Source organism: Rummeliibacillus sp. TYF-LIM-RU47 (assembly GCF_008638315.1).
Classification (GTDB): domain Bacteria; phylum Bacillota; class Bacilli; order Bacillales_A; family Planococcaceae; genus Rummeliibacillus; species Rummeliibacillus stabekisii.
In genome coordinates, this window is record NZ_VVIR01000001.1 from 738,658 (window position 1) to 764,297 (window position 25,640).

The window sequence follows — 25,640 nt, forward strand, 5'->3', positions numbered from 1 at the left end:
ATTTAATTGAATTATTTTGAAGGAGGTTAAGGTTGTGAGCTCAACTGCAAAGAAAAAGGGCTTTGGCGCAACTATATGGGACTATTTAACAACAGTTGACCATAAAAAAATCGCCATTCTTTACCTACTTGCCGGTACACTTTTCTTCGTCATCGGCGGTATCGAAGCAATGCTCATTCGTATCCAACTTGCAAAACCAGATAATGATTTTGTAAGTGCGGGTCTCTTTAATGAAATTATAACAATGCACGGGACAACAATGATTTTCCTTGCTGCCATGCCGTTGTTATTTGCATTCATGAACGCTGTTGTACCACTACAAATTGGTGCACGTGACGTAGCGTTTCCATTCCTAAACTCACTAGGCTTCTGGTTATTTTTCTGGGGTGGTATTTTCTTAAATCTTTCTTGGTTCTTAGGCGGAGCTCCTGATGCTGGTTGGACTTCATACGCATCATTATCATTAGCATCTGCTGGTCATGGTATTGACTTCTATGCAGTCGGTTTGCAAATCGCCGGTGCTGGTACGTTAATATCAGGGATCAACTTTATCGTAACAATTGTAAATATGCGCGCACCAGGTATGACATTTATGCGTATGCCTTTAATGACATGGACAACATTCATTGCCAGCGCATTAATCTTATTCGCATTCCCACCATTAACAATTGGTCTATTCTTCTTGATCTTCGACCGTATGTTTGGTTCGAACTTCTTTGACCATACAATGGGTGGTAATACAATTATTTGGGAACATTTATTCTGGATCTTTGGACACCCAGAAGTATATATCTTAGTACTTCCTGCGTTTGGTATTTATTCAGAGATTATTCCTGTATTCGCACGTAAACGCCTATTCGGTTATTCATCAATGGTATTTGCAACAATTTTAATCGGTTTCCTAGGCTTCATGGTTTGGGCTCACCACATGTTCACTGTAGGTCTTGGTGCTACTGCTAATGCTATCTTTGCTATTGCAACTATGGCTATCGCAGTACCGACTGGTATGAAAGTGTTCAACTGGCTATGTACAATGTGGGGCGGTTCAATCAGAGTAACCACTCCTATGCTTTATGCACTTGGTTTCATTCCATCGTTTGTTGCTGGTGGTGTGACTGGGGTAATGCAAGCTGCAGCTCCTGTCGATTACCAATTGCATGATTCTTACTTTATCGTAGCTCACTTCCACTATGTAATCGTTGGTGGGATTGTCCTAGCATTATTGGCTGCTACTCATTTCTACTGGCCGATTATGTTTAATAGAATGTTAAATGAAACATTAGGAAAGATTACGTTTGTGTTCTTCTTTATTGGTTTCCATCTAACATTCTTCATCCAACATTTCTTAGGTTTAATGGGTATGCCTCGTCGTGTATTCACATACCTTCCAAATCAAGGATTAGATACATTTAACTTAATTTCAACTGTCGGTGCATTCTTCATGGCAATTGGGGTTATCCTATTAGTTATAAATGTAATTATTACATCAATTAAAGGGCAACCTTGTGGACGCGACCCTTGGGGCGACGGACGTACGCTTGAATGGGCTATCCCACAACCAATACCTTTTTATAACTTTAAACAAACACCACTTGTACGTGGGCTAGATACTTTCTGGATTGAAAAAATGGAAGGAAACAAAGAAGGTATGTCATATGCTGAACCAATTTCAGATATCCATATGCCAAACAATTCTTTCATTCCATTCGTAATGGTAATCGGTCTATTCGTAGCTGGTTTCGGTGCTCTTTATAATCAAGATGCAGATAAACCTTGGTCACTTGTAGCGTTGATTGTTGGATTAGCTATCACATTAGGTGCGATGATTGTACGTTCTCTTAAAGATGATCTTGGATATCATATTCACAAAGAAGATTTATTGAATGACAAAGGGGGTAATGAATAATGAATTTAAAATCTAAATTCACCCCACAATCTTGGCCTGAACATCCAGAACTTTCTACTGCAGAAGGTAAAAATAAGGTAGTGGGCTTCTGGATCTTCCTTGGTGGAGAAACAGTGTTATTTGCTACTTTGTTTGCAACATTCTTGGCACTTAAAAACAAAGGGCCAAGTGGAATGGAATTCACTACTCAAAATTTATTTGAATTACCTCTTGCATTTATCATGACGATGTTGCTTTTAACATCTTCATTAACAAGTGTTTATGCAATGTATCATATGAAGAACTACAATTTTAAAGGTATGCAAGCTTGGTTGGCGATCACTGTATTGCTTGGCCTTGGCTTCTTAGGCCTAGAAATTTACGAGTTCACTCACTATGTGCATGAAGGATTTACTTTCTCACAAAGTGCATTTGGATCTTCTTTCTATACATTAGTTGGAACTCATGGATTGCACGTTGTGATTGGTTTAGCTTGGATTGTTTTGTTAATGGTTCGTAATGCAGGACGTGGTTTAAACCTTTACAATGCACCTAAGTATTTTATTGCTTCATTGTATTGGCACTTTATTGATGTTGTTTGGGTATTCATCTTCACAGTAGTTTACTTGATGGGAGTGATTAAATAATGTCACATGATGTCCATGTAGAAGCACGAAGCGAGGAAGAGTATAAATACAATCGCCGCAAAGCTAGCCAAGCGATGCGTAACCAAGTAACTGTTTTTGCGATTATGATATTCTTGACATTTGTCGCTTTCGCCACTGTTCAAGCTGGATTCTCAGCATTCCTAGTAGTCCCTTTGATCTTATTGTTTGCAGGAGTTCAAGTTGCACTTCAACTGTATTACTTTATGCACTTAAGCGAAAAGGGAACAGGCATTATGCAGTTCTTTATGTATTCTGGCATGATCGTTGCATTTACAATGATTCTAGCTTTTGTAACAATAATTTGGTGGTAATTAAGAAAGAACCAAGCTCTTTAGCTTGGTTCTTTTTTTGCACTAAAGTAAAATAAGATACAGTACTCTTAGTGGAAATGTCATGAATCGTTCATTGTAGTTTCATCTGAACGACTATATAATGTAGGTAGTGAATAAAAAGGAGCGAAGATTAATGCCTCTAAGTATTTTCGGTTTCCGAGCAATGTGGAGTCCGGGCCTAATAATTGTATTAGTATTCCTAACCATTCTTTACTTTTTGATAACAGTGAAGTGGAGAAAGGATTTTAAAAATAGTCTACCTTTAAAAAAGGGTGAAGCTATATCATTCCTTATTGCCATGTTATTAGTCTATACCGTCATTGGCTCTCCAATAGATTTAATGTCGCACATTATGTTTACTATGCATATGGTGCAAATGGCTTTATTGCTGCTTTTAATCCCTATATTTATTATCATGGGTATTCCAAATTGGTTATGGAAAACGGTAATCAATTTACCTTATATTAAACCAATATTTCACTTCATGACTAAACCAATTTTTGCTATTATCTTTTTTGTATTAATGTTTTCCGTGTATCATTTACCGATTCTCTTCGACTATATTAAGCTACATGAAACATTACATTCGCTTTATACATTTATTCTTTTCCTCTCTGCTTTGTTTATGTATTGGCCTTTGCTTAATACAGTAGAGGATGAGCCTAAAATGAAGAATTTGAATAAGTTGTTTTATATTATTGCAAATGCCGTTTTAATAACACCAGCATGCGCATTGATTATTTTTTCTAACACGCCTTTCTATGCAACATATACAGATGGTGCTATGTGGATGAAAGCGATGGCGCTTTGTGTCCCGGCCTCTACTTTACAAGGTCTAACATTGTCCGGTCCTGAATTGTTTACAAGCATATCATCCCTAGAAGATCAACAATTAGGCGGGGTACTTATGAAAATAATTCAAGAAATTATTTTTGCAGTGGTGTTAGGTCGCGTATTTATTACTTGGTATAGAGATGAGCAAGAAAATGCGGATCAAATTACTCAAGATGCATTAAAAGAAAGACAACGACTTTATGGAAATCAATTTTAAACTAAATAATATTATTTGTGAGGAGAAGAAGTATGAGTTTGCCTCTGTTACCGACAATTAGTACCTCTTTTATTGTATTAAGTGCAATACTTATTGCGATCGGTTGGGTTTTAATTAAACAAAGAAAAATTGAAGCGCACAAAAAAACTATGATTGCTGCCGCCATTTCTGCTCTATTGTTCTTCCTGATATATGTATCAAGAACAGTGTTTATTGGAAATACAGCTTTTGGTGGACCGGAGCATTTAAAAATTTATTATACAATATTCCTTGTTTTCCACATTACATTAGCAACTGTGGGAGCAGTGTTCGGGATTGTTACGCTAATTGCTGGGTTTACGAATAAATTAGAGCGTCATCGAAAAATCGCTCCAATAACTAGTATTATTTGGTTTTTCGTAGCAATTACTGGTGTCGCTGTATACCTACTGCTCTATGTTTTCTTTAGTGGGGGTCCTACAACTTCTGTTATTAAAGCGATATTAAATAATCACTAAACCTATGGACAAACTATAAGCATGAACAAAAAGGCTACTTTCTGCGAAGAAGTTAGCCTTTTTGTTTTTCATTAATAAATATCCAGCTTTGCCTGAATTGTTTCACTACAACAATTAGAATTGCAAAAATGGGTCCGATAAAGAAACCGATAACACCGAAAATCTCAAAACCAACATACATACAAATCAGCGTTGTAAGCGGAGGTAGCCCAAGATGACTGCTTGTTACTTTTGTTTCGAGTATCTGTCTTAACGCAATGACGACAATCGCTAATATAAGTAGAATAGTGCCAGTCAAGGTATCACCGTTTAACAGATTAAAAACAGCCCATGGCAGAAGTACCATCATACCACCTAAAAGAGGCAACAAATCGACAAACCATACTAGGAGTGCCATGAACAATGCGTACTTAGGTATAATGAATAGTAAAACACAGAGAGTAACAAAGAAAATGGCTGAACTTACAATCAGTTGAGCTTTCACAAAATCAAAAGCCCCTTTTTTAAAATGTTGGTAGAAAAGGGCAATAAAGGTGCTATGTTCAAGACGAGTCCACTTTCGAAATGAAGCGATGATTTTGGGATATTCAAGCATTAGATAGTAAAGAGCTAAAAAATAAATAAATAGCTTGAAGATTTGAGAGGGGATATGCTGAAATAGGTTGAGCATACGATCAGCCTCAACATAGTTAGTTGCTAATTCTTGCAAGCTAATTAACATGTCTCCAATCCAAGACTGAATGGATAAGATAATAGGGCGTGGTAGATCATGAGTCATTGTTGAGATTTTGGATTGCAACATAATCCAGTTCTCATTTAGCGTAGCTATTAAATGGGGCACCCATATGGAGAGTTCATTGATTTTTATGAGAATAACCGTGTAGAGCAAATAACAGCAAATAAGGATACATATACTGAAAATAATAAAAAAGATGAATACGATAAAGCGTCTGCTTTTCCTCCAATATTTTTCAACTTTCATTACAAGGGGATTTAATAATAGTGCAGTTAAAAAAGCTAAGAGGATGGGGCGTGCATATAAAAAGGAGAAAACTGCGACTATAACAATGAGGATCAAAGGCCAGTACTTTATAAAAAATTGTTGAATCGGTTGTATCATCTTATCATCACCCATAACTATTTGACATAGTGTGTGAAGTTTTCTCCAAATTATGCAATTAAGAATCTACAGCCGCTCGATAGGACAAATAAAATAGACATATCAATTAGTGATATGTCTATAAAAGTATGAAAATATTAAAATTGCTCTAACTCATTTGCTAATGCTGCTAATTCTTGTTGACAAGTTTTTACCACTTGTGCAGGGTAAATCTCATTGTCTCCATATTCTACGCCATGTGGGAAATAGTGCTTGCCTAGAACTGGTTTAGAAAGTGTGATAATAGAATCGTTAGATCCATTGTCACCTTCTTTTGAAATACCAAACACTCGTAGATAATAAGTGCCTTCAGTGACTACGAATTTACGATCCCAAGTGATACGTTCATAGTCCCAGCCTGTAGCACGGATTAATCCGTGTTTCTCCATTAAATCATCAAGTAAAGTAATATGTGCGCTTTTGTTTTCAAGTCCCGTATTTTCAAAATACATTGCAAAATCCTCCTTCGACTCTTTCGTACAATATAGGTTCCATTTTATAATAGAGCAAAATAACGTTTGTTGCAATGGCAACATTGTTAATCAGTCGAAGGTATAGGTATAATAAGTATAACAACAAATTGGAGAGGTTAACTTGAAAGTATTATGGAGAGTTTTAATTATATTAGCAGTACTACTAATTGTATTTTTTTACTTAAATCAACCAGTCAAAGAAAATGAGCCTTTAAAAGCACCAAATTCGAATGGAAAGGTAATTCCGCAAAATAAAGCGCCCAGCAATCTTAATCAAAATACGGTTGAACGGCCAACCAGTGGTTTATCCACATTAGTCGGCCAATCAACCAAAGAGTTACAGAAGACACTAGGAGAACCAACACGCAAGAGTCCTTCTGGTTACGATTTTGATTGGTGGGTGTATCCGCTATCTGATGCGAATTATGTTTTAGCTGGCGTAGAGCATGGAAAAGTGAAGCAACTATATATTGCCGGTAAGGAAGCTGAGGCCCTGCCTTTTAAAATAGGCCAGGGAATTGATGAACTTTATCGCAATACAATCACAGATTCAGAAGTGACGGTAAAGATTAATGATAATATCTACACATTTGTATTAAACGAAGAGGATTTACAAACGCGCATTTTAGTCATGTATGAAGGTTTATATGTCCAATTATACTTCGACAAAATAGATAAATCGTTAGAGGCTGTTCGTTTTATTGATGGAGAAACATTAGTTAAACAACACCCATACGACATGACTTATATGGGAGATATGATAACACCTTCTGTTCCTTCCTCGTTTAAACAACAGGAAATAGATCGAGAAAATCAACTACAATTGTTTGAGTTGACGAATGTATATAGAAATCAAAAAGGTTTAGAGACATTATCATCGAAAGATGATTTGAACCAACTTGCAATGGAGCATAGCGAAAAGCTTGCTAAAAATAAAATTTCGCAAGAAGAACAAAAAAATGATGCATTTAAAGATCGTTTGAAAAATGCCGACATTCAGTTTGAGTCTGCGGGCGAGAATGTGACAGAGGATTATTTAGATGCACCGGAAGCCGTCAATGGATTGCTAAATTCCGAAAAGCATCGTGATACATTATTAAATGAACAATTTAATGAGATAGGCACGGGTGTCTTTGATAAACATTTTACACAGGTATTTATTGAAAGGGTTCAGTAAACTAACTTACTGCATCTTTCAAACATTTGGATAAACTATTGTTCCACGTTCATTTGAAAATACGTTTCGAATATGCAGCGTGAGTTGGTGTTTTCTAGCCAATTCCGCTGCTTTTATTTGGACGATGGGATGCGTATTATTTAATAGTTTTAAGAATTCACTATAAGAAAGAGACTCAATCAGTTTTACATCTTTCTCTATGTGTGGATCTCCAGTCATAACCCCGGGTACATCCTTATAATATTCAACGATTGAGCTTGGCAAATGTGCTCCCAGAACAGCAGCCGTTAGATCACTACCTCCTCTGCCAAGTGTCGCAATTTCCCCTTGAAGGGTAGTTCCTTGAAAGCCGGGAACTACAATACAATCAAAATCTTTTAAGTCATATAAAAGATTTTCGCAGTTTATATCTATAATTTCAGCATCTCCAAAGTGCTCTGTTGTAGTAATGCCAAGTTTCGGCCCGTAAACTAGTAAATTGTCAATTCCGAATTCCTTTAATTCTGAGGAAAGGACGGCAGCAGCCATTAACTCCCCGCACGCCGCAACTAGATCCCTTGCCTTTGCAGTTTCTTGCAATGCCTCGGTAATATTCAGCAGCGTATCGGTAGCGTAAGGGTCTCCTTTTCTGCCAATTGCCGATACAATTACTACTGTTTTTCCATGTTCTTGTATCGCCCTATTAATATGGTGGAGGCAATGCACACGCGATTCTTTCGATTGCATAGCAATTCCGCCAAATTTTTGAATAATCATTTTGTAACTCCTATCTCCTCGTGACATATTCAACATGTTTTTCATACGATAAAAGTAGTAGTGGGTGGTTATAGTAATGTATTCATTTCTTACTAAAAGGTGCAGGGGGAACATAGTTGATCTTGGCAGAGCTATTAAAAGAATGGCCTTGTGAATTGGAATGTGGATCCATTCGGACAGAGGTAAAAGGCATTACAGATCGAGCAAGTGATGTATTGCCAGGTGATGTGTTCGTGGCTCGTAAAGGGAAGAAGTATGATGGATGGGATTATATAGACCTTGCGATACAAAATGGGGCAGCAGCTATTGTTCATAACAGATATGAGAGCAGTGTGGAATTTCCTTTACCTGTTATATGGGTCCCTAACTGTTCCACGTTTTTGTCCTATGCTAGCAAGAAGCTATACGGCCCATATGATGAAGAGCTGACAATTATTGCAGTTACCGGTACAAACGGAAAAACCACAGTGACCCATTTTATTGGTCAACTGCTACAATCACTTGGCAATAAAGTGGCTGTCGTTGGAACTGTCGGCCTATTTATAAATGGTAAAAAGCAAACTGTTAGCCTTGAACCTTTAACTACTCCATTGGCGACAGAACTATATAGAATATTTGCTTATTGTGTAAGTCAAGGAGTGACCCATTTAGTTATGGAAGCTTCTTCGTTAGCTTTGTCGGAGCATAGATTAGACGACTGTAAAATTGATATCGGTGTGTATCTCAACGTAAGTCGTGACCATTATGAAGAACATGGTGGCGAAAAGTATTATTTAGCAGCTAAAAAGAGACTGTGCTTATTCTCGGAGCAAATTGTGGTGAATATAGATGATGATTTTTGCAATCAATTGCGAATGGAGCATCCTGTTGTTAAAAGTTTTGGCAAGGGAATTTTAGCTGACTGTAGCATCATACATGAAGAAACCACCAGTCATGGAATGCGGTTATTAATACAGGACTACGATATCCCCGTAGATATTAACTTGCCGTTTAAAGGAGAATATTTACAATATAATGTTCTAGCAACTGTTGCAACCATTTCGGAGTTGGGTTTTTCCTTACAAGAAATTGCGCCGCATACCGAACGGCTGACATTGCCAAAAGGCAGGATGCAAGAATTAAATAATGACTTGGGGTATAGGATTTTTATTGATTACGCCCATACACCTAGCGCACTGAATGCTTTATTAGGTGCACTGCGAACACAGACTTCTCAAAGGTTAATTGTTGTATTTGGCTGCGGTGGTGACAGAGATAAAGGGAAAAGAGCAGAAATGGGAGCTGTTGCTGATCAATATGCTGATTTTATCATTCTAACTGATGACAATCCTCGTACTGAATCGTCTAGCATTATATTAAACAGTATTGCGCAGGGGATTGAGACAACAGACTATAGCATTCAACCAAATCGAAAGAAAGCTATACAACAAGCGCTAGCCATGTCAGGAAAGGGAGATCTAGTGATTATTGCAGGGAAGGGACATGAGGAAGGCCAAATAATAGGAACTGATATACTACCTTTCTCTGATGAGCATGTAGTTAATGAATACCTGGGAAGGACTAAAAGTGCCAATGAATAACCTCCCGTTTACATGCTAGGGAAGCTCTCCCTATACACTAAATAGTAGCCCAGATGAACCACCTATACTAAACTCTACTGGATAGATTTGCAATCATATTAAACAAGACGGGGAAAATCTGTTATCATAGGTGTATGGGGGGAAAAAACAATGATGATAACTTCCGATTGGGTAATGATTCTTGAAGAAGTAGAAGAATTGAATAAAATGATCCGTTCCTCCGAACAATTTGAAAATCTAAAAATGGCCCACCAAGCTGTCTATACAGACGCCGAGCTTGTTCGCCAAGTAGATGATTTCAACAGGATGAAGGATCAGTATGAGGATGTCCAACGATTTGGAAAATACCATCCGGATTACAAAATAATTATGAAGTCGATTCGCGTGAAAAAACGTGAACTTGACATAAACGATAAAATCTCTGCACTCCGCATAGCAGAAAATGAATACCAGGATCTGCTGGATGAGATTAGCTTACTAGTTGGAAAAACGGTATCAGAAGCAGTAAAAGTATCTGTCAGCAATCCGTTTTTCGAAAAGTCATCTTGTTCAAGTGGAGGTTGTGGCTCTGGCGGAAGCTGCTCTTGTTCAGCATAGTAAGGAGCCTGGTTATTTAAAAAGGATTCTACATCTTGTAGAATCCTTTTTTGTGTTATTTATTTATTGTTTTTAAAGCGATGTCGGGACGATCTGTTACTATTCCTCGAGCACCGCTAGCGATTAACTCCTGCATAGCAGCAGCATTGTTAATTGTCCAATAATGGACAGGTATATTCAATTCATCTAAAAAATGAATAAAGTGTGCTGAATCAAGATTAATGATGCCATGTTTTACAGGAATTTGGAATACATCTACCTTTGGATGATAGAGATGGCCAAATTGGCTAGTGAATGAAGTAAAGGCTCTCCGTACTTCAGTTTGGCCAGCTCCTAATGCTACTTTGTTTTGTGCATACAGATTGAAGCGGTCGATTTGCTCGTCATGGAAGCTAGTAACCACAACGCGGTCGGTGGCGTCTAGTTCTTCAAGCAAGCGCCATAGTTTTGAAGGCATTAGACCGCCTTCATATGTATCCGGCGCATCTTTCATATCAATATTGATATACATATGTGGAAACTCTGTCAATAGCTCACGCAATGTGACAATCGGTTCAAAGTCTTCACGGTAAGACAAATAGCCGTCTAAATTTACGAAATGATACCCAAAATTAAATTTGCGCAATTCTTCTAATGTGAAAGAGGCGACTCGTCCAGATCCATTGCTGGTACGGTCAATCGTTTCATCATGTGTCACAACAATTTCTTCGTCTTTTGTAAGACGAATATCAATCTCAAAGCCGTCTACGCCTAAATTGTTAGCATTGCGAAATGCAGCCATTGTATGTTCAGGAGCTAAATGTGATCCTCCACGATGTGCTAAGATAACAGGGCGATTATACTCCAATGCGTGTTTACTAGCTCGTTTTCCTGGTTTGGATAAAGCCTTAGAGCCTGCCCATGCTGCAGCACTTGCAGCAGCAATTGCAACCGCCACTTTTGTTTTCTTTCCCATTATAATCCTCCTATCTGAATTGCCGGTTAAGTAATTTACTTTACCCCTATTGCTTGCAAGTAATAGCCCGATTGGCCATTTCAGTTAATTATGCCTTTTTCTAGTTGTGATAGTCGGGTTCATACTGTTTATAGCCAAGGTAATAAGTCTTAATTATAGACAGTAGGAAGGGTTTAACACTCAGAGCGCTAAATAAAATATTCTGAGTGAAGTTTTCTTTTATTATAACGGATGCCTTCTAATCTGTCAGTATCCTTGGTTGCTTCCATTTTCAAAGATATGGTATTCTTTAAGGTAAGAAATGAGGGAATGCGTATGAAAGACCGACAAGGCTTAATCGTCTATGTACATCATTTAAAACAAGCGAAAACAATGCGTCGATACGGCCATGTTCATTATATTTCTAGAAGGCTTAAATATGTTGTTTTGTATTGCGACCAAGACGAAGTCGATAGCCTTATAATGAAACTAAAACGGCTCCCTTATGTGAAGGAAGTCCTGCCTTCTTATCGTCCTTTTGTTTCGACAGAATATGAAAATGCGAAACCAGATAAAGCAAAAGAATACGATTATAAAATAGGCCTTTGATTGCTAGAATAAGTACAATTAGTGAAAAAAACTGTTTCTAAATAAACCTTTGTGTTCCTCTGACGATATAAAGAAAAGAAAGTAGAATGACTAGTGTAATGATGGGATATAGTGATAAAGACGCAATATACCAATTAAGTATTGGTAGTAAAGATCTTTCTCAGCATAGATAGAAGAATGTTTTACATCTAATGTAATAAGTAGCTGATCTAAGCTATTTACTGTCTCCTTGAAGATTTCTAGACGCTTTGAAGGTTTTTCTGCTGAATATGGGATTCCTTCCCGGCAGATATATATCGGAGTAAATTTGCTTTCTCCGACAGGGTTAAATACGGCCGCAATAGAAGCTACCTTTTTTTCTCCTTCTGTTGCAGTGAATATAATAGTACGGCTGATGCGATGTTTATTTGTTTTCATTAATTCGCATAGCTCGTATACATCGCCGTAACCTTCTCCTAGCTCTATAAATTGTTGAATCATACTATACACTTCCTTTCTATCACATAGTATCACGATTTGGGGGATTCGCATATGAAATTAGCAGCTGGTTTATTTTCCATACTGCTATTTATAAATGGAATAATGTTGACTTTTCAATACCATGTTTATTCCAATCAATTAACGGAAGAAGATAAGACGTTTTATTACGATCAGGATATTGAAGTTGTCTATCATAAAAATAAATTTACTATTCGTCATCATTTAAATTCCTTACCGGAAAGCCAGGTGAGATTGAACTGGCCTGCTAAAAGCGTTAAAAAAGAGTGTGGGAATAAACAGACGGAGAAGTGCAACCGTTTAAATAAGACAAAGACCAGCCTAAATAAAGGTAAAACGAAGGAACAAACCTTTGTATATACGATCCCTGCACCAAGCGAGGGAAAATTGACTGGTAGAGTGATCAAAAACATTTTCTTGTCATTAAATTTAGGAAAACCAGTACATACAACGATCCATATTACAGATAAAAAGCATTCTGGCGGACAGTGGATTACTGGATTGCCTGAAGTGAAGAGTAAAAATTTAAAGCTTATTCAATATAGTATGTTTAGTGGGAATGGACCTGTTACATCGCTATATTGGCAAAAGGCTAAAATGAAAGAGTTATTTACAAATGATCAAGTAACACTTTATGGCAATGGACATGCCTCTGACAACCTGGCACAAGCCCTTAAGGGGTTGGATATAGAGGGGTTCGAGCATGTGGCAATCATAGAAAGCAAGAAGTATAAAAAATCAGGGGATCGAATCCTCTTTACTTCTGAATTAAATAAAAAAACGCTGACGGAAAAATATATCTTATCGCAAATGAATCAAAAATATAACTTTGATATGCTTCCTAATTGGGGGCCGGCAGTTGTAGCTTCTTTCCTGACTGAACGTCGGGTAGGTTCTCCAAAAGCTTCTAAAATGGTCGCTACATTAAAAGATTATATGAATGAACAGCAGCTCAAAGACTGGAAGACAAGCTTAGAGGATCTACAGGGGAAAAAGATAACGGCTGGATTGCTTGATGATAAGCTGTCCTCATCACTAGAATTGAAAACATCCTTTTTCAAAATGAATGCACAAAATGGAAATAAGGTAGCGCCGCTCTTATTTGAAGACAAACGGCCAATCTATTTAAATGGTTTGCAACAAAAAAATATGCAAGTTATATTAAAAGATGGACGTATCCTTTATTCGGTAAAACCACTATTAAATAAACTGGGCTATTCGACTAAAATAGGTGTACATGGTTTTTACGCACAGAGTAAGGAGCGCAATTTTAGGTTCCCTATGGATGAGCCGTTCTATGTATATAATGAACATCGCTATGATCTACTTTCACAGCCGATTGTAAAGTACGGCAGTGACTATTATATTGAAGAAGCTTGGCTTGTAAGGCTATTTATAGTGGATATTGAAAAATCGGAGAAACAAATAAATATTAAACGCCAATAAACGGTGGTAAAAGGTTTGGTGCAAAGTGAGAATAATTTCAGGTGAGCGAAAAGGGATGGCTCTTAAAGCTGTTAATGGCATGACAACCCGTCCGACAACAGACAAAGTAAAAGAATCGTTATTTAACATTATTGGCCCTTATTTTAATGGTGGTACTGTTTTGGATCTGTTTGCAGGAAGCGGAGGTCTAGGTCTTGAAGCTTTAAGCCGGGGAATGGAACACGGAATCTTTATTGAAAAGGACAGTCGCGCATTCCAAAATTTGAAAGAGAATATTTCTAAGTGCCGTTATGAAAATTGTACAGAAGTTTACCGGAATGACGCTTTGCGGGCAATAAAATTGCTCATTAAAAATAAAGTGCAGGCAGATTTGATTTTTTTAGATCCTCCTTACAAAAAGCAGCAGTATTACAATATGGTTGAAGACATCGTTGCAAATCAAATGATACACGAGGATGGAACCATCGTGTGCGAACACGATAGGGAAGTGGATTTGCCGGCGGTATTTTTAGACTTTCACAAAGTACGAGAAGAGGAATATGGCAGTACTATCATTTCAATTTATCGTTTCGTAGAGGAAGAAGGGGATTATATTGGGTAAAATTGCTGTAGTACCAGGAAGCTTTGATCCAATCACAAATGGACATTTAGACATTGTTAAGCGTGCTGCGGATATTTTTGATATTGTGTATGTAGCGGTGATGAATAATTCAAGCAAAAATCCATTATTTAATGTTTACGAAAGAATGGATTTGATTAGGGAAGTCACAAAAGATATTCCCAATGTTCGAATTGATTCGTCCTCAGGCTTATTAATAGATTATGCGAAATCAGTCAAAGCAGATGCAATTGTACGTGGGCTTCGCGCCATTTCAGATTTTGAATATGAAATGCAAATTACTTCAATGAACCGTTTTTTGGATGAACATATTGAAACATTCTTTATCATGACCCAAAACAAATATTCCTTCTTAAGCTCAAGCATTGTAAAGGAAGTCAGCAAATATGGAGGCAATATCCATGAACTTGTCCCACCGATTGTTGAAGAAGCTTTAAAGGGAAAGTTTGAAGAAAGATAAAAGACAAGGCTACTACCATTATGAATGGTGGAGGCCTTGTCTTTTCTTACATAAAAATAATCCAATATAAGAGCGGTACAACCAATGTTTGAAGTACACGTGCGGAAATATAAGGTTTCAACGATATTTTGGCTTCTCTTGCTAAAACAGCAACTTGCATATGGATGCTAAGTCCTTGCATTGATAGTATTGTTATGACGATTAATGGAAGCCAGCTTGAATGGCCATAGAAATTTTCCGATGCTGCTAAACCAGATGTCATTTCAAGAATACTATAAAGTGATAACATGACACCCTTTGGCAAAGAATCAACAAAGTTTTCTAAAGTTTGTGTGAAAACATAGCTGAGGGTCGTGAAAAATATAACGGTCGCAGCAACGAGTAGAACCGTAGGCAAACTACTCTTAATACTCTCAATTAAAGGGTTGCCAGCATCTTTTGGTTTTGGTGGAAGGTTCGTAAGTGGAACCGTTTTTCGGAAAACAAGAATAAAAATGACTAGCATGATTATATTAACAAAATGGAACAGTCCAAGCATTTGCCATCCGCTTATGGGGTTTCTTAATATTTCCATTCCGACAAAACCAACGACAAAAAGAGGGCTTGGTGCATGGCAAATGGCTAATAGATAACGAGCTTCTTTTTGTGTCAGCTGTTGTTGCTGGTATAAAAAGCCAGTCGTCGCCGCGCCTGTTGGGAAACCGCCTAAAGCACCCAAACAATATAATTGTACGTAAAAACGCCATTTAGATCCCTGTGGTATACTAGAAATATTCGTTAAACGCAAAAGCCATTGCGTCAAAATCAAATAAGGGAGTAGATAAGGGAATAAGTTATCTACAAAAATTTTAATCCCTAAATCAGCACCTTCATGGGCTAGTTCGGGTTGCAAGAGCAATAAAAAAATAAAAAGCCAGCATATTGCGATATTGCAGTAGTGTAGTAAGATTTACATCATCCAATCATGTAATATATTTTTATAAAACTGCACAGAAGTTCTCGTCCTTTTATCAATTGGACATTATCTAGGAGGTTCCTCAATGAGTGTGAAAAAATTTTTGATTGTCATTGCATTAGCAGCAATCATTATAGTGGGATTTGTATATCCGCTGCCTTATTATATTATGCAGCCGGGAGGAGCATATGATTTAGATCAGTATGTAAAAGTAGACAATGCAGATCAAAAAGGCAAAGGGAAATTAAATATGATGACAGTATCTATGGCTGTTGCTACGCCTTTCACATATGCTGCTGCTTATGCAGACGATGAAAAGGATATTTTAAAAGAAGATGAGGTCAGAAGTCCAAACGAGAGCGATAAGGATTATAATAATCGTCAAATTAAACTTATGACAGATTCTCAGTTTAATGCAAAGTATATTGCGTTTAAAAAGACAGGTTTAGATTATAAAATTGTCTATAATGGCGTCTATGTCTATTATGTTGTGAAGAACGGAGCGGCCGATGGGATATTGGAGACAGCGGACGAAGTAACCGGCATTGACCGTTTGAAAATTCATAAACATCAGCAGCTGGTTGACTACTTAACAACAAAGAAATCAGGAGATACTGTAACTATTAAGATCAAGCGTGATGGAAAGAACATGAAGAAAAAGGTGGTATTGAAGGCTATTCCAGGTACGAAAGGAAAAGTAGGTCTTGGTATCACATTTGCAGATAATACTTCTATCAAGACAGACCCTGAAGTAAAAATTCAAGCAGAGGATATTGGCGGGCCATCAGCTGGTTTAATGTTTACCCTCGAAATCATCGATCAATTGACAAAAGGCGATTTAACAAAGGGCTATAATATTGCAGGAACAGGTGAAATGCTAGCGACAGGCGAAGTTGGTCGGATTGGCGGGATTGAGAAGAAGGTGATTGCTGCAGATGATGCAGGCGTTGAAATTTTCTTTGCGCCAAATGACACATTGCCTGAGGTTGTGAAGAAGAAATATCCCGATATTTTGCCAAATTATCAGGAAGCACTAAAAGAAGCCAAAAAAATAGGTACGAAAATGAAAATCGTACCTGTCAAGAATGTGAATGATGCTCTTGATTACTTGGAAAAATTGCCGGAGAAAAAATGATTAAATACGAATGGGCGGGATGCGATAATCCAAGCCCATTTTATTTTTGCCAAGTCCAAGCATATATAGATCTGTTGCCTTTATATCTTGAAGTAGCATTGGTTCTTTGGAACTTGCGGCTCTACTGATTAAAGGTAACGACATGCTTTTTTTTCGTTCGGATAAATATTTCTGGCCGTTTTGGTTCATACCAAGGATACGGATATAACGAGGTGTGTCCATGCTTTTCAACTGCGACCATGTAAAATTCGTAAAAATATGTGTGAGCATTCGTTGAATTCTGGTCCATGTATAGCGTTTCGATTTAACTTTTTTCATAAAGCTTGTAAAATCCGTACATTCTTTTGCAGCTTCTAGCAGCAAAAATTCAATTCCTTCTGTCACTTCCGCGTATTCTTTTAGTTCCCCAGGTGTTAAACGTAATAATGTGAAGCGCAAATATGGCCAAAAGTACGTCCAGCTTGCAAATGGCTGGTTTCCCTGACTCCATTCATTCAAAAGATCAAATGAAGCAGAAGGCAAGAAACCAGATACATGCTCAATAGCCTGTTGTTCATGAATCGCTTGTCGAATTCCCGTCGCACTTGCAATGGTGGTACCTTCTTGGACGGGATCATGGTAGCCTGCCTGCTTGCGAAGAATAGTAGTTGGTTTTAAAGCTGTTTGAAATTTTCGTGCAGCTTCTATGTAATGGTAGCCAAGTATGTTATTTGGTTGAGACAAATCCACAAACTGTGCATTACTATCAGGGATAAGTGCTTGATAGGCTTTATTTAGCGCAGAAGGATAGCTTAAGCCGCTTTTAACAAATTCCTGTATAAATTGTTGGAAAGACGCGTTCTGCTCTTCTAAAAGCGTATACGTGTTTAAAAAAGGATCTATGCTACCTTGTTCGCTACCAAAACATAAGTAATCACATTGCAGAGCATCGAGAAGCAGTACGCCACCCTTTGCAAAGTCACTTGCTTGAGCGGTGGCAAATGCATAAGGCAGTTCAATTACGAGATCAGCCCCATTTGCAATCGCCATCCTCGTTCTTGTCCATTTATCGACAAAAGCCGGTTCTCCGCGCTGTAAAAAATGGCCACTCATTACAGCAATGATAATATCTGCGTCTGTAAGTTCTCGCGATTGTTTGATATGATAGAGATGTCCGTTATGAAATGGGTTATATTCAACAATTACGCCAGTTGCAATCAAGTCTTCACCCCGTTTATACTTAGTACTATGATTATACGAGTAGTTTAGCCTAGTGACAAGAAAATATCTTGACATCTATAAATGAGCATTATATAATCAACTTTGTTGTTTAGAGGTGATAATGTATGAAATGGGCAATCCCACAACTATCTAAATATCGCCAAAGCGGGATGCCAATTGACGAAACTGTACAATTGGAAGGCATTATGCGTCGCAATACGGATATACGCCATATAACTCCTGTCCACGTAGAAGGCTTTTGCACTTTTGGTGCAAGCCAAATGAACTGTCATTTTCATTTGACAGGCACGCTTACACTTCCTTGTTCACGCACATGGGAAGATGTCGAATTTCCTTTTGACATTGAATCAGATGAAGTCTTTAGCTGGTCTGATTATGCCGCTACAGATGAGCATGATAATGTTCATCCTGTAAAAGGGGAATTAATCGATGTTGATCCAGTATTAGAAGAACTAATTTTATTAGAGATTCCTATACAAGTGTTCAAAGAAGATGCCGAAAACCCAAAATCCAAAAATAATGACGCTTGGTCTTATTTAACAGAGGATGAGTTTTTAAGTCAAAAAGAAAAAGACGCCCAAAAAACGGATCCAAGACTGGCTGCATTAGCTAAGTATTTTGATCAAACAGACGAATAACCGATCTGTAAGGAGGTGCCATCAATGGCTGTACCATTTAGAAGAACTTCTAAAACTGCGAAACGTCAACGTCGCACACACTTTAAACTAGCTGTACCAGGTATGGTTGCTTGCCCAAGCTGCGGTGAACTTAAATTGTCTCACCATGTATGTAAAGCATGCGGAACATACAAAGGTAAAGAAGTAGTAAGCAAATAATTCAGTATTTGCTTTAAAGGAGACTTTCTAGAGAGACCATGGCTCTTTAGTCAGACTTAAATGCAGTTTTAACACAACGGAAAACCCTTATTTAAGGGTTTTCTTTTTTTTATATTTTTTTTGTCTCTTATTCTAGTTATGGTAAGATGATAACAATTCTGAATAAAGGGGATATGAAGGATGGACTTTATCATTACAGAGCAAGAGGGAATAATGACATTTACGATTAATCGGCCAGAGAGGCGAAATGCGATAAACTATGCGGTAATGGAAGGTTTGAAAGAAGCAATAGAGTACATACATAATCATGAAACAGTTCGAGCATTTGTTATTACGGGGACTGGTGATCAAGCTTTCTGTTCAGGCGGGGATTTAGCAGAATTTCATCACTTGATTACAGAAGAAGAGGCTTATAGCATGCTCAGTAAGATGGCGGAAATACTATATGATTTAGCTACATTACCTATACCAACGATTGCATTAATCAATGGAGTTGCGGTTGGGGGAGGATGCGAGATAGCGGCTGCATGCGACTTCCGCTTAGTTAAGAAAGGAGCACGCTGCGGTTTTATTCAAGGTACATTAGGGATTACCACGGGATGGGGTGGTGGTACATATTTATTGGAGAGAGGCATACAGCAGGAGAAAGCATTAAAAATGCTATATGAGGCTAGGTTATATTATGCAGAGCAACTGTTTGCAATGGGCTTTGCGCAATATATCTTCGAAGGTGAAAAGAATGAGGCTATTAAAGATTTCATAGCAGATATGGAAAAGATTCATCCGAGTGTTCAGAAAGCATATAAAGAAATCTTGATTCGCAAATGGAATAGTCAGCATCTCAAGGAAAGAGTTATGGTAGAAGTAAGAACATGTGCGAAGCTATGGGAAAGCGAAGCGCATCATCAAGCTGTTAAACAATTTCTATCAAAAACGAAATAACTTCTAAACTTCAAAAACTCGCATATAGTAATAAAAAATGCGAGGTGATTCGTATGGAAGTGAAAAAAAGAAAAGATCAATGGTTACAGCAAGATGATGATAGGTTAGCGAACATTATATTACAGGCTGTGAGTGAAGGAAGATCACAGTTAGCTGGATTTCAAGAAGCGGCAGAAGCATTAGGACGCACAAAACAAGCCTGCGGGTTTAGATGGAATAAAACACTACGCAAGGTTTACGAAAAAGAACTAGAAAATGCAAAATCTCAGCCAAAACAAATGATGAGAACACATTTGAAGCAAGCTTTAACTAGTTTTGATCAATTATCAGAAGCTTACTATGAATTAAAAGAAAAGCATGAGCAATTGCAGCATGATCATGTAGAAGTGCTCCAGTGGCTCGAAACAGGGTCTAAATTCTTAAAAAAAGGAAACATCTAGGCGATGTTTCCTTTTTTGCTTTGTAACAGTATAATAGCAATGGTATAGTAACCGATCTAGAGCAGAATGAAGAGGTGTCGAAATGGATTTCGTAATAGTGGGAGGAGGAGCCATAGGACTAGTCTTAGCAAGTAAGCTTTTTGAACATGGGCACAATGTAGACGTGCTGGTACATTCTAAAGAGCAGTGTAAGGCAATCCAATCTGGCGGCGGTTTAACATTTATTAACGATGTTGGCGAAGAAAAGACGCTTCCAATAGGCGTTACCACTAACCCGCAGAACTTAAATAAGAAAGCAATCTGGATTCTGGCTGTTAAATATCATCATTTACGAGACATGCAGCTGCTTTTTGATGAGCTACCAAAAGAAACAATCCTATTATTTATCCAAAATGGAATTAAACATATAGAATTTGCTCGTAATTTAAAACAAAAAAATATATTAATGGGGACCATTGAATTCGGAGCAGAGAAAGTAAATAGCAACAAAGTGATTCATCGTGGCATTGGTATCTTTAATATTGCCAATTTTAAAGGTGAAGCATGGAATAACGAAAAGTGTCAGCGTCTAACAGCAAGCGACTTACCTATTTCTTTTTCTGAAAATTATTTAGAAATGTTGTTGCGCAAAACAATTGTTAATTGCCTAATTAATACACTAACAACACTTTTACAAGTTCCCAATGGTGATCTGATTCGCCTACCATCTCATCATAGAATATTAAAAGAGCTGTATTTTGAAATAGTCTCAGCATTTCCAGAACAAAAGAACATGTTGCCATTTAGTAATATAGAACAAATCTGCAAAAATACCTCTCAGAATACTTCATCTATGCTTGCAGATTATCACCATGGCAGAAAAATGGAGATAGACACAATTGTTGGAGGAGTTATGGAGTTGGCAAAAGAAAGAGGGCATGATTTGCCTATGCTTAAAACACTCTATCTCTTGTTGCTAGCTCTGGAAGGAAAGGAGGAATAAGATGTGATAGCACTTTTATCTTTGATTGCGTATCCATTCATTCTTTTTCCTTTTTTCCTATTCTTGTTTGTCTACTTCGTTTTTAAGAAACTTTTCAAAAAGTCAAATGCTTTTAGTAAGGCAGCAGACGCAACAACTTTACTATTGTTCTTCTCCATTCCTGCCCTTACTAAATTAATATGGCATTTTGACTTGGGCTTTATCGTCATTATACTCGGGATTTTTATTGCGATGATCCTAACTATAGTAGAATGGATAAAAAGCAAAGAAATTGATTTAATAAAGCTATTTCGTAAAATCTGGCGGTTAATGTTTTTGATTTTAACCTCTGCATACATAGGTATATGTTTAGCCGCTATTATTCAAAAGGTTATTGAGCTGTATTAACTCAAGCGCAAGCACGTTTTAACAATTTTAAAATGCGAAGAATAGACTTTGTTTAGCACGAATAAGCTGTATATAATTAAAACAAACGATGAAAAGCACCTTATGGTTAACTGAACATAAAGTGCTTCTTTTTTACTTTTAAAGCCTAATCAATTACAAAAAATTGTTATTTAGTTCTTACGTTTGTGAATGAGCGTATTTTTTTGTTAACAGGTGTTTAAATGATATACTTCAATATAGCTAACCATTATAGAGGAGTTTACAAAATATGAAATTGGAACAAGTTGAGATTCCTATAACGAATCCTTTACTAAAAGATTATACAGAAGAAAAGTCATCCATTCTTCCCTTTTTTCATTATGCAAATAGAGATGATTCCTTTTCGAAACGACTAGAGGATATACAAAACCACCCTGTAAGAAGACAACAATTGGCTGCAATTGTTCGTGACTATATGAAACCGTTTGGCGTTTCAGAGAAGGCAGAAGAACATTTAAAAGAATTAGAAGACCAAGCAGTAGTGGTGATTGGTGGCCAGCAGGCTGGCTTACTCACAGGGCCCATGTATTCTGTACATAAAGCATTATCGGTTATTCTGCTTGCAAAAGAACAGAGAAGAAAGCTTGGATTGCCTGTTGTACCTGTGTTTTGGATTGCTGGCGAAGACCATGACATTGACGAAATTAATCATACCTTTACAGCGATTAATGGCAGACTAGAAAAGCATATCTATAGAAGCAATTCAAAAAAGAAATTAATGGCTTCTACAACAGTATTAGATAAGGAAGAAGTACGTTCATTTATCCAAGAGACATTCAAGCAATATGGCGAGACAGCGTATACTGAAAAGCTTTTGAAGCAAATCGACCAATTTCTAGTAGAAAGCAACACGTATACGGATTTCTTTACAGCTCTTATGAACTGGCTGTTTAAAGAACAAGGGCTCTTGTTTGTTGATGCTGCGGATCCTAAATTGCGTGCTTATGAGTCTCCTTATTTTGAAAAATTGATTAAGCATACAAAGCAAATTGCAGATGTCGTCACTCGGCGGGAAGCGGATTTTGCCGAGCTTGGCTATGGGACTCCCATTGGTGCAGCAAAGGATGCAGCCAATTTATTTTATGTGCGAGATGGCGAGCGATTCTTATTAGAACATCATAATGGCAAATTTATAAATCATATAGCAAATGTCCAATTTAGTGAAAATGATATGCTAGAAATCGCTAATAAGCACCCTGAACAATTGAGCAATAATGTAGTGACTAGACCATTAATGCAGGATATGGTATTTCCTGTACTTGCATTTATTGGCGGGCCTGGTGAGTTGGCCTACTGGGCTACCTTAAAGGATGCTTTCGCATTGTTAGACATGAAAGTGCCTGTTTTTGTGCCTCGTTTAAACGTTTCAATTATAGATAGACAGGTACAACATGTATTAGGAGAGTTAGGTTTGTCTGTTGCGGATGCCTTGGCAGGTAAAGCAACTTTGCTAAAAGGAGCCTATGAAGCGGATGTATATGATGTAAGCGCTAAAGAGATGATTGACCAAACAATGGACTTATTACGCGAACAATATGATGGACTGCTAGAACATATGCGCAATAATGATATACAGTTAGAAAAATTAGCAGAGAAAAACCTGTCTATACATCAACAACAATTAGACTTTTTAAATAAGAAGATTGAACGAGAAATCCTTCTTCAGCATGATGTGGAATTAAGAAGATATCGATTAGTAGAAGATCGCCTATTGCCAGGAGGCGGCCTACAGGAGAGAACATTTAATCCCTTCTTATTTATGAATGAATATGGTGAAAGCTTTATCCAAGATCTAATGAAATTACCATTTTCATTTAACAGCAAACACAAGGCTGTATTTTTATAGAACAATATGCTCAGGAAGATTCGACAAAAGGCATGGGGAGATACGTCTCAATGCCTTTTGTCTTTTTAATTTGTAAGAAATATAAAGCTTTTGGTTTAAATATGGACCAAGATGTCTATTTAAGAAGGGGCAACAACCATAAAATCCCGATAACGCGCATACATTAGCTCATTTACGTTTAAAATGTTGAGGCATACATAATAGCAAGGACAATTTTCATATTTTTTATGTTTGCCATTAATTTGTCTATGAATTAGTGGTGGAAAGTGGGGGAATGTGGTACTCTATTTTCATATAGTGGGGTGAGTATCATGTTCATGGGAGAATACCAACATAACATTGATCCAAAAGGCCGCTTAATTATCCCAGCAAAGTTTCGAGAGTATTTTAAAGACGGTTTTGTCATCACTCGAGGCTTAGACCAATGTTTATTTGGTTATCCAATGGATGAATGGGAAAAGCTAGAGGATAAATTAAAGAAATTGCCGCTAACGAAAAAAGATGCTCGAGCGTTTACGCGCTTCTTCTTTTCTGGAGCGACAGAAGTGGATATTGATAAACAAGGCCGTATCAACATACCCATGAACTTGCTATCGCATGCCCGCATTGAAAAAGAATGTGTTATTCTTGGCGTGTCCAATCGCATTGAGATTTGGGCGCAACAGGCATGGCAAGATTACTTTGCCGAGTCTGAAGATTCCTTTAATGAAATTGCTGAGAATATGATTGATTTTGATTTATAACAACCAAGAGGAGGATTTCAGTTGTTCAATCATACGACCGTATTACTGAAAGAAACCGTTGATGGATTGAACATCCGTCCGGACGGGATTTATGTGGATTGCACCTTAGGAGGAGCAGGACACAGTGAGTACCTTGTTAGCCAATTATCTGGTAAAGGACGCCTCATCTGTTTTGACCAAGATTTAGCTGCAATTGAAAATGCAAAGATTCGTCTAGCACCATACTTAGACAGAGTGACATTCGTACATGCAAATTTTCGTTATTTGCAAGAGGAGTTAGCTAATTTAGGGATCTTTAAAGTCGATGGGATTCTATATGATTTAGGTGTTTCATCACCTCAGCTTGATCAAGCTGAACGTGGTTTCAGCTATCATCAAGATGCACCACTTGACATGCGGATGGATACAACAGCATCTCTTTCTGCATATGAAGTGGTGAATGAATGGGATTATAGTGATTTAGTTAGGATTTTTTACCGTTATGGAGAAGAAAAGTTTTCTAAGCAAATTGCTCGCAAAATAGAAGAGGCACGAAAAAATGAGCCAATCAAAACAACTGGTGAATTGGTTGATCTCATTAAAGAGGGGATACCGGCAGCTGCAAGACGTAAAGGTGGACATCCTGCGAAGAGAATTTTCCAGGCCATTCGCATTGCAGTGAATGATGAGCTTGGTGCAGCGGAAGATTCCCTGCAACAGGCGATTGAAACCATTACTGTCGGTGGAAGAGTCAGCGTGATTACATTCCACTCACTCGAAGACAGGCTATGCAAAACCATATTTAAAGAGGTGTCTTCTTTGCCAGATTTACCTCCAGGTTTGCCAGTTGTTCCCGCCCATATGGAGCCAGCCATCAAGCTTGTTACTAAAAAGCCGATTGTCCCTTCAACGGAAGAGCTAGAAGCAAACAATCGCGCACGTTCAGCCAAACTGCGGATAATTGAAAGAGTAAAAGACTAAAGGAGTTGATTATATGGGATTGCCACAACAAAGAGAACATCATACGTATATAAAACAACCAGTAGCACCCGAACAGCATATTCCAAAGACTGTCACTAAACCGCGTAAATCAAGAATCACCAAGCTAGAAAAAATTCTAATGCTTGTAATGACTGCTACAATTGCTTTTATTGCTGTAGGGAATTTGAATGTCCAGTCTTCTATCAACAGCACAACAGTCGATATTCAAAAAACAGAAGCTGATATAGTAGAAGTGAAAAAGCAAAACTCAGAATTGTCTATGGAAATAAGTGAACTTTCAACATATGATCGTATTTGGAAAAAAGCAAACGCTTTAGGCCTAAAATTGAACGAAAAAAACATGAAAGTAGCGTCAGGACAATGAAAAAGAACAAATTTCAATGGGGAGCCTC

Annotated in this window: 30 protein-coding genes; 23 read left to right on the forward strand and 7 right to left on the reverse strand. The window is 37.6% G+C overall.

The features are described 5' to 3' along the window. Positions 1–34: 34 nt before the first annotated feature. The 5 genes from ctaD to F0527_RS03600 all read left to right on the forward strand — a co-directional run bounded on the left by ctaD (position 35) and on the right by F0527_RS03600 (position 4,433). Positions 35–1,906 carry a cytochrome c oxidase subunit I gene (gene ctaD, locus F0527_RS03580; protein WP_150283836.1) on the forward strand — a complete coding sequence of 624 codons (1,872 nt, stop codon included), beginning with the start codon at positions 35–37 and terminating at the stop codon, positions 1,904–1,906. Continuing rightward, positions 1,906–2,532 carry a cytochrome (ubi)quinol oxidase subunit III gene (locus F0527_RS03585; RefSeq protein WP_066785116.1) on the forward strand — a complete coding sequence of 209 codons (627 nt, stop codon included), beginning with the start codon at positions 1,906–1,908 and terminating at the stop codon, positions 2,530–2,532. Before ctaD ends, F0527_RS03585 begins: the two co-directional genes overlap by 1 nt. Next, positions 2,532–2,864 carry a cytochrome C oxidase subunit IV family protein gene (locus F0527_RS03590; protein ID WP_066785118.1) on the forward strand — a complete coding sequence of 111 codons (333 nt, stop codon included), beginning with the start codon at positions 2,532–2,534 and terminating at the stop codon, positions 2,862–2,864. Before F0527_RS03585 ends, F0527_RS03590 begins: the two co-directional genes overlap by 1 nt. Positions 2,865–3,018: 154 nt before the next feature. Then, on the forward strand, positions 3,019–3,936 hold the full coding sequence (gene ctaG / locus F0527_RS03595) for a cytochrome c oxidase assembly factor CtaG (RefSeq protein ID WP_150283837.1): 918 nt from the start codon (positions 3,019–3,021) through the stop codon (positions 3,934–3,936). 32 nt (positions 3,937–3,968) lie between these two features. Then, entirely contained in the window at positions 3,969–4,433 is a 465-nt protein-coding gene (locus F0527_RS03600) for a DUF420 domain-containing protein (RefSeq protein ID WP_150283838.1), read from the forward strand. 52 nt (positions 4,434–4,485) lie between these two features. Here the strand turns inward: F0527_RS03600 and ytvI are convergent, their stop codons facing one another. Continuing rightward, entirely contained in the window at positions 4,486–5,568 is a 1,083-nt protein-coding gene (gene ytvI / locus F0527_RS03605) for a sporulation integral membrane protein YtvI (protein ID WP_150283839.1), read from the reverse strand. Positions 5,569–5,690: 122 nt separating this feature from the next. Continuing rightward, positions 5,691–6,044 carry a YugN family protein gene (locus tag F0527_RS03610; protein WP_066785125.1) on the reverse strand — a complete coding sequence of 118 codons (354 nt, stop codon included), beginning with the start codon at positions 6,042–6,044 and terminating at the stop codon, positions 5,691–5,693. Positions 6,045–6,186: 142 nt separating this feature from the next. Between F0527_RS03610 and F0527_RS03615 the strand changes: the two genes are divergently transcribed. Next, complete coding sequence (locus F0527_RS03615) at positions 6,187–7,242, forward strand: CAP domain-containing protein (protein ID WP_150283840.1); 1,056 nt, start codon at positions 6,187–6,189, stop codon at positions 7,240–7,242. An 18-nt stretch (positions 7,243–7,260) separates the two neighbouring features. Here F0527_RS03615 and F0527_RS03620 read toward each other — a convergent pair whose 3' ends face one another. Next, positions 7,261–7,998 carry an amino acid kinase family protein gene (locus F0527_RS03620; protein ID WP_150283841.1) on the reverse strand — a complete coding sequence of 246 codons (738 nt, stop codon included), beginning with the start codon at positions 7,996–7,998 and terminating at the stop codon, positions 7,261–7,263. A gap of 116 nt (positions 7,999–8,114) precedes the next feature. On the opposite strand from F0527_RS03620, the gene F0527_RS03625 reads away from it, so the two are divergent. After that, a complete protein-coding gene (locus F0527_RS03625; RefSeq protein WP_150283842.1) occupies positions 8,115–9,578 on the forward strand; it encodes a UDP-N-acetylmuramoyl-L-alanyl-D-glutamate--2,6-diaminopimelate ligase in 1,464 nt (487 codons plus the stop codon). A 150-nt stretch (positions 9,579–9,728) separates the two neighbouring features. Further along, positions 9,729–10,175: a YlbF/YmcA family competence regulator gene (locus F0527_RS03630; protein WP_066785135.1), complete on the forward strand. Its 447-nt coding sequence runs from the start codon at positions 9,729–9,731 to the stop codon at positions 10,173–10,175. A gap of 55 nt (positions 10,176–10,230) precedes the next feature. On the opposite strand, the gene F0527_RS03635 is transcribed toward F0527_RS03630, so the two are convergent. After that, on the reverse strand, positions 10,231–11,130 hold the full coding sequence (locus F0527_RS03635) for a glycerophosphodiester phosphodiesterase family protein (RefSeq protein ID WP_066785138.1): 900 nt from the start codon (positions 11,128–11,130) through the stop codon (positions 10,231–10,233). A 315-nt stretch (positions 11,131–11,445) separates the two neighbouring features. On the opposite strand from F0527_RS03635, the gene F0527_RS03640 reads away from it, so the two are divergent. After that, positions 11,446–11,718 (forward strand): YlbG family protein, encoded by a 273-nt coding sequence (locus F0527_RS03640; protein WP_066785141.1) that lies wholly within the window; start codon positions 11,446–11,448, stop codon positions 11,716–11,718. Between the two features lie 90 nt (positions 11,719–11,808). On the opposite strand, the gene F0527_RS03645 is transcribed toward F0527_RS03640, so the two are convergent. Then, positions 11,809–12,198 carry a DUF7147 family protein gene (locus tag F0527_RS03645; protein ID WP_066785143.1) on the reverse strand — a complete coding sequence of 130 codons (390 nt, stop codon included), beginning with the start codon at positions 12,196–12,198 and terminating at the stop codon, positions 11,809–11,811. A gap of 51 nt (positions 12,199–12,249) precedes the next feature. Here F0527_RS03645 and F0527_RS03650 point away from each other — a divergent pair, with 51 nt between their 5' ends. From F0527_RS03650 to coaD, 3 genes are read left to right on the forward strand one after another with little or no spacing between them, the layout of a single operon-like run. Next, the gene (locus F0527_RS03650; RefSeq protein WP_150283843.1) at positions 12,250–13,662 is read left to right on the forward strand and encodes a hypothetical protein; all 1,413 of its coding nucleotides are present in this window, start codon (positions 12,250–12,252) and stop codon (positions 13,660–13,662) included. 25 nt (positions 13,663–13,687) lie between these two features. Further along, on the forward strand, positions 13,688–14,263 hold the full coding sequence (rsmD, locus tag F0527_RS03655; RefSeq protein WP_150283844.1) for a 16S rRNA (guanine(966)-N(2))-methyltransferase RsmD: 576 nt from the start codon (positions 13,688–13,690) through the stop codon (positions 14,261–14,263). Beyond that, positions 14,253–14,741: a pantetheine-phosphate adenylyltransferase gene (gene coaD / locus F0527_RS03660; RefSeq protein WP_147194288.1), complete on the forward strand. Its 489-nt coding sequence runs from the start codon at positions 14,253–14,255 to the stop codon at positions 14,739–14,741. The genes rsmD and coaD overlap by 11 nt, the downstream gene beginning before the upstream one ends. A 46-nt stretch (positions 14,742–14,787) precedes the next feature. Here the strand turns inward: coaD and F0527_RS03665 are convergent, their stop codons facing one another. Next, positions 14,788–15,528, reverse strand: coding sequence for a hypothetical protein (locus F0527_RS03665; RefSeq protein WP_150283845.1), 741 nt, complete (start codon positions 15,526–15,528; stop codon positions 14,788–14,790). 253 nt (positions 15,529–15,781) lie between these two features. Here F0527_RS03665 and F0527_RS03670 point away from each other — a divergent pair, with 253 nt between their 5' ends. Next, entirely contained in the window at positions 15,782–16,831 is a 1,050-nt protein-coding gene (locus tag F0527_RS03670; RefSeq protein ID WP_223823518.1) for a SepM family pheromone-processing serine protease, read from the forward strand. Here the strand turns inward: F0527_RS03670 and F0527_RS03675 are convergent, their stop codons facing one another. Beyond that, the gene (locus tag F0527_RS03675; protein ID WP_150283846.1) at positions 16,832–18,031 is read right to left on the reverse strand and encodes a nucleotidyltransferase; all 1,200 of its coding nucleotides are present in this window, start codon (positions 18,029–18,031) and stop codon (positions 16,832–16,834) included. It lies immediately after the preceding gene. A 125-nt stretch (positions 18,032–18,156) separates the two neighbouring features. Here F0527_RS03675 and F0527_RS03680 point away from each other — a divergent pair, with 125 nt between their 5' ends. From F0527_RS03680 to ftsL, 10 genes are all read left to right on the forward strand, one after another. Next, the gene (locus F0527_RS03680) at positions 18,157–18,690 is read left to right on the forward strand and encodes a YceD family protein (RefSeq protein ID WP_066785163.1); all 534 of its coding nucleotides are present in this window, start codon (positions 18,157–18,159) and stop codon (positions 18,688–18,690) included. A 24-nt stretch (positions 18,691–18,714) separates the two neighbouring features. Beyond that, positions 18,715–18,888 carry a 50S ribosomal protein L32 gene (gene rpmF, locus F0527_RS03685; RefSeq protein ID WP_066785166.1) on the forward strand — a complete coding sequence of 58 codons (174 nt, stop codon included), beginning with the start codon at positions 18,715–18,717 and terminating at the stop codon, positions 18,886–18,888. A gap of 180 nt (positions 18,889–19,068) precedes the next feature. After that, a complete protein-coding gene (locus F0527_RS03690) occupies positions 19,069–19,830 on the forward strand; it encodes an enoyl-CoA hydratase/isomerase family protein (RefSeq protein WP_150283847.1) in 762 nt (253 codons plus the stop codon). Positions 19,831–19,883: 53 nt separating this feature from the next. Further along, on the forward strand, positions 19,884–20,270 hold the full coding sequence (locus F0527_RS03695) for a transcriptional regulator (protein WP_066785173.1): 387 nt from the start codon (positions 19,884–19,886) through the stop codon (positions 20,268–20,270). An 82-nt stretch (positions 20,271–20,352) separates the two neighbouring features. Then, on the forward strand, positions 20,353–21,252 hold the full coding sequence (locus F0527_RS03700; protein ID WP_150283848.1) for a ketopantoate reductase family protein: 900 nt from the start codon (positions 20,353–20,355) through the stop codon (positions 21,250–21,252). A 3-nt stretch (positions 21,253–21,255) separates the two neighbouring features. Beyond that, positions 21,256–21,639, forward strand: coding sequence for a DUF3397 family protein (locus F0527_RS03705; RefSeq protein WP_150283849.1), 384 nt, complete (start codon positions 21,256–21,258; stop codon positions 21,637–21,639). Positions 21,640–21,907: 268 nt separating this feature from the next. Next, entirely contained in the window at positions 21,908–23,524 is a 1,617-nt protein-coding gene (bshC, locus tag F0527_RS03710; protein ID WP_150283850.1) for a bacillithiol biosynthesis cysteine-adding enzyme BshC, read from the forward strand. 311 nt (positions 23,525–23,835) lie between these two features. Continuing rightward, on the forward strand, positions 23,836–24,267 hold the full coding sequence (gene mraZ / locus F0527_RS03715) for a division/cell wall cluster transcriptional repressor MraZ (protein WP_066785184.1): 432 nt from the start codon (positions 23,836–23,838) through the stop codon (positions 24,265–24,267). A 21-nt stretch (positions 24,268–24,288) separates the two neighbouring features. Beyond that, complete coding sequence (gene rsmH / locus F0527_RS03720; protein WP_150283851.1) at positions 24,289–25,227, forward strand: 16S rRNA (cytosine(1402)-N(4))-methyltransferase RsmH; 939 nt, start codon at positions 24,289–24,291, stop codon at positions 25,225–25,227. 13 nt (positions 25,228–25,240) lie between these two features. Beyond that, the gene (ftsL, locus tag F0527_RS03725) at positions 25,241–25,612 is read left to right on the forward strand and encodes a cell division protein FtsL (protein ID WP_066785194.1); all 372 of its coding nucleotides are present in this window, start codon (positions 25,241–25,243) and stop codon (positions 25,610–25,612) included. Positions 25,613–25,640 lie beyond the last annotated feature (28 nt).